Genomic DNA, 3,205 nt, shown 5'->3' with positions numbered 1-3,205 from the left:
CCCCCCCTGACGCGATAACGCCCCGCTTGGTTTGACCGAGCGGGGCGTTATGTTTTTTGATTTTTGATCGTAAGAGAGTTTTGGATTTTTTCTAGGTTTGGCGGTGACCTACTCTCCCACGTCTTGAGACGCAGTACCATTGGCGCGCCGGCACTTAACGGCCGAGTTCGGGATGGGATCGGGTGTTTTGCTCGTGCTATGACCACCAAACCGAGGAAAAATCCGTGGCGCGGAGTTTTATGTCCGCGCCGCACATCAGGGGTTTGTCCAAGTCGTTTTGTGTGACTTCTGATTTTTCCAGTCTTGCTTTTACTGGATCGTATCAAGCCTATCGGGCCATTAGTACCGGTCAGCTGAGCGTGTTGCCACGCTTACACCTCCGGCCTATCGACGTGGTGGTCTACCACGGCCCTCAGGGATACCTTGTTTTGAGGGGGGCTTCCCGCTTAGATGCCTTCAGCGGTTATCCTTTCCGGACATAGCTACCCTGCACTGCGGCTGGCGCCACAACAGGTCCACCAGTGGTCCGTTCACCCCGGTCCTCTCGTACTAGGGGCAACTCCTCTCAAGTATCCTACACCCACGGCAGATAGGGACCGAACTGTCTCACGACGTTCTAAACCCAGCTCACGTACCTCTTTAAACGGCGAACAGCCGTACCCTTGGGACCTGCTCCAGCCCCAGGATGAGATGAGCCGACATCGAGGTGCCAAACGGTGCCGTCGATATGGACTCTTGGGCACCATCAGCCTGTTATCCCCGGCGTACCTTTTATCCGTTGAGCGATGGCCCTTCCACTCGGGACCACCGGATCACTATGGCCGTCTTTCGACTCTGCTCGACTTGTCAGTCTTGCAGTCAGGCTGGCTTCTGCCATTGCACTCAACGAGCGATTTCCGACCGCTCTGAGCCAACCTTCGCGCGCCTCCGTTACGCTTTAGGAGGCGACCGCCCCAGTCAAACTACCCGCCACACAGGGTCCCGGATCCGGATAACGGACCGCGGTTAGACATCAAGCAGAGCAAGGGTGGTATCTCAAGGGAGGCTCCACAGGGACTGGCGTCCCTGCTTCGAAGCCTACCACCTATCCTGCACATGCTCGGCCTAATGCCAGTGTGAAGCTGTAGTAAAGGTGCACGGGGTCTTTCCGTCTAACCGCGGGAAGCCTGCATCTTGACAGGCAATTCAATTTCGCTGAGTCGATGTTGGAGACAGCGGGGAAGTCGTTACGCCATTCGTGCAGGTCGGAACTTACCCGACAAGGAATTTCGCTACCTTAGGACCGTTATAGTTACGGCCGCCGTTTACCTGGGCTTCAATTCGGAGCTCTCACTCCTCCTTTTAACCTTCAGGCACCGGGCAGGCGTCAGACCCTATACGTCGTCTTGCGACTTCGCAGAGCCCTGTGTTTTTAGTAAACAGTCGCCACCCCCTGGTTTGTGCCCCCGGATCCAAGTTGCCTTGAACCCGGGCCTCCTTCTCGCGAACTTACGGAGGTATTTTGCCGAGTTCCTTCAACATCGTTCTCTCAAGCGCCTTGGTATGCTCTACCAGTCCACCTGTGTCGGTTTAGGGTACGGTCTGATGGAGGGCTATTTCCAGGAACTGGGTGGCTGCCCGACCAATCCGATAAGGTCGAACAACGTCTCCAATCCGTCACATCCTCCTGGCTCAGGAATATTAACCTGATTCCCATCGTCTACGCATTTCTGCCTCGACTTAGGGGCCGGCTTACCCTGCTCAGATTAGCTTTAAGCAGGAACCCTTGGACTTTCGGCGTGAGGGTCTCTCACCCTCATTGTCGCTACTCATGTCATCATTCTCGCTGGTGATCACTCCACCGGATCGCTCACGCGCCGGCTTCACAGTAAACACCCTATCCTCCAATGATCCCGAAGGATCTAAGGAGGATTGGTGTTATATCACACCACGCTCCGCTACCACTGCATACGCAGTCCTCAGCTTCGGCTCATGGCTTGAGCCCCGTTACATCTTCGCCGCAGGACAACTTGATTAGACCAGTGAGCTGTTACGCTATCTTTAAAGGATGGCTGCTTCTAAGCCAACCTCCTGGTTGTTTTGGTCGTCCCACCTGCTTTCCCACTTAGCCATGAATTGGGGGCCTTAGCTGGAGGTCAGGGTTGTTTCCCTCTCCACTACGGACGTTAGCATCCGCAGTGTGTCTGCCATCTAGTACTCCCGGGTATTCGGAGTTTGGTTAGGATCAGTAAGCCTGTGGGGCCCCATTACCCATCCAGTGCTCTACCCCCCGGGGTATTCGGATGACGCTCTACCTAAATAGATTTCGCGGAGAACCAGCTATCTCCGAGTTTGATTGGCCTTTCACCCCTAGGCACAACTCATCCCGACCTTTTTCAACAGGTGTGGGTTCGGACCTCCAGTAAGTGTTACCTTACCTTCATCCTGGTCATGCCTAGATCACTCGGTTTCGGGTCTGATCCCACATACTCGACGCCCTATTCAGACTCGCTTTCGCTACGCCTACACCTAACGGCTTAAGCTTGCATGTGAGACCAAGTCGATGACCCATTATACAAAAGGTACGCCGTCAGGGCTCGAGGCCCCTCCGACTGCTTGTAGGCGTCCGGTTTCAGAAACTGTTTCACTCCCCTCGTCGGGGTGCTTTTCACCTTTCCCTCACGGTACTGGTTCGCTATCGGTCAGCAAGGAGTACTTAGCCTTCGAGGGTGGTCCCCCGATCTTCAGACAGGATTTCACGTGTCCCGCCCTACTTAATGCGTCCTTCACGTTTCCCATACGGGGCTGTCACCCGCTATGGCCTGGCTTTCCATCCAGTTCTGGTCACGTTTACGGCTCGGCTGGTCCCCGTTCGCTCGCCGCTACTAGGGGAGTATCAATTGATTTCCTTTCCTCCGGGTACTTAGATGTTTCAGTTCCCCGGGTTTGCTCTTTGAACCCTATGTATTCAGGTCCAAAGTACCTGTCTTACCCAATTAGTGTGCGCTACCGCTTCGCTACTTGAGCGCATTTGCTCTCATAGCTCGACCGTCTCACACAATAACCGAGTATCAGGTGGGTTGCCCCATTCGGAGATTCCTGGATCAAAGCTTATTCTCAGCTCCCCAGGACTTATCGCAGAGTATCACGTCCTTCATCGCCTCTTGCTGCCAAGGCATCCACCAAACGCCCTTCTCGCGCTTGATCCGATCCAGAAAGAGCAAGA

The 3,205-nt window shown here is 54.7% G+C and carries 2 rRNA genes; both read right to left on the bottom strand.

Features of this window, described 5'->3' with window-relative positions:
• Positions 1 to 95: 95 nt before the first annotated feature.
• Positions 96 to 210, bottom strand: a 5S ribosomal RNA gene (rrf, locus tag BM075_RS23655).
• A gap of 108 nt (positions 211 to 318) precedes the next feature.
• Positions 319 to 3,186: ribosomal RNA gene (locus tag BM075_RS23650) — 23S ribosomal RNA — on the bottom strand.
• Positions 3,187 to 3,205 lie beyond the last annotated feature (19 nt).

It is taken from the genome of Tropicimonas isoalkanivorans (assembly GCF_900112335.1).
In the GTDB taxonomy this organism is placed as follows: Bacteria; Pseudomonadota; Alphaproteobacteria; order Rhodobacterales; family Rhodobacteraceae; genus Tropicimonas; species Tropicimonas isoalkanivorans.
Note: the sequence above shows the minus strand (reverse complement) of the source record. Positions and strands in the feature narration are given on the sequence as shown.